Annotated in this window: 2 protein-coding genes; one reads left to right on the forward strand and one right to left on the reverse strand. The window is 42.0% G+C overall.

Translation table 11 applies throughout. From position 1 onward, the window contains the following. Positions 1–300 (forward strand): hypothetical protein (locus tag A3762_RS27055; RefSeq protein WP_197469017.1); only part of this gene is annotated, 300 nt, incomplete at its 5' end. Here the strand turns inward: A3762_RS27055 and A3762_RS04265 are convergent. Beyond that, positions 274–969, reverse strand: a complete 696-nt coding sequence (locus A3762_RS04265; protein ID WP_068753942.1) for a hypothetical protein — start codon at positions 967–969, stop codon at positions 274–276. The genes A3762_RS27055 and A3762_RS04265 overlap by 27 nt on opposite strands. Positions 970–1,179 lie beyond the last annotated feature (210 nt).

Here is a 1,179-nt window from a genome sequence, read left to right on the forward strand (position 1 = left end):
GCCGTTCAAGAAGGTGAGCCGGAGTACACCGAAAACTATCTATGCGTGAAGTGCCATTTCCATGACACGATTCCCGCGCATGGGATACTCATTAGTCAAGCAGCAACGAGTGTCATAGGACTGTTGCTATGCTTCTTTCTATTTTATGACTATGTATTCGCCTCAACGCCAGATTCTGCTAACACTGTCGAACATAGCGCCTTAGGTTTAGTCGTTGGAGCGTTTTGTATTGGCTTTATTTTTGTTCTTTTTAAAGCATGGAAAGGACATTTGCTAAGACAAAGCTACTTGACTCGTTAGCAACCAACCAAGAAGTGACCCTACTAACACCAATGCTAAAACAGGCTTCGTGATAGCAAGCAGCTTGTTACGTACTCGACGCCTAGCTCTTAACTGTGGCAAATCTTTTAGTAATGAACTTGGCTCGTTCAATGGATAATGTATAAAGACCGCACCGTCTAAACATTGATTGTAGTCGCTGCTTCTCGCGATATTTTTGACTGCGCCCTCAACAGAGTTAGGTGATTCAGACAGCATCAGATCCAAAGCATCACCTATCTTAGAAACATTAGGCAATAATAAAGAGTTGCCAAACACCAATATTTCATCAGTATGAAGGTCGCCGATAATTCGCTCAACCTTATGAGAAGATTCCGAAATTAGAGGCAATACGCCCTCATCTCCATGGAGTAAGGCAGCTCCCATCTCGCCGATCCAACACAACTCATAATGGAACGAATCAAAGCGGCATAGAAGAATATTTGCACCATCACGCTGAAATTCGTCAAGTACACCAAGGCCAGCTTTCAAAGTCTCAAAAAGGCTTAAACCACACTCAAGACCATTCTGAATTCGCTCGTTCAGCGCGGATATATCAAAACCAGAATCAACACAAACCCATACACCATAGTCACTTAATTCAAATGAAGAAGACTCAGAAGATCCGAGATGGATATAGGTATTAAGCATGCCGAAAAAACCATTGTATTTTTGCGGCAGAGGTTATCAGTGCACAGAGCAGTTAGATAGAGGAAATACTTACCATGCGATTACATATTTGAGCACATAGTAAAGAAACAATTAAATTAGTGAGAGCTAACCAATTTCGCTTCATCCAGCATAGCCAAGACAACTTTATCCGACATAACTGGATTTGCCATAGAAGGTTCGTCATCTCCT

Source organism: Oleiphilus sp. HI0125 (assembly GCF_001635355.1).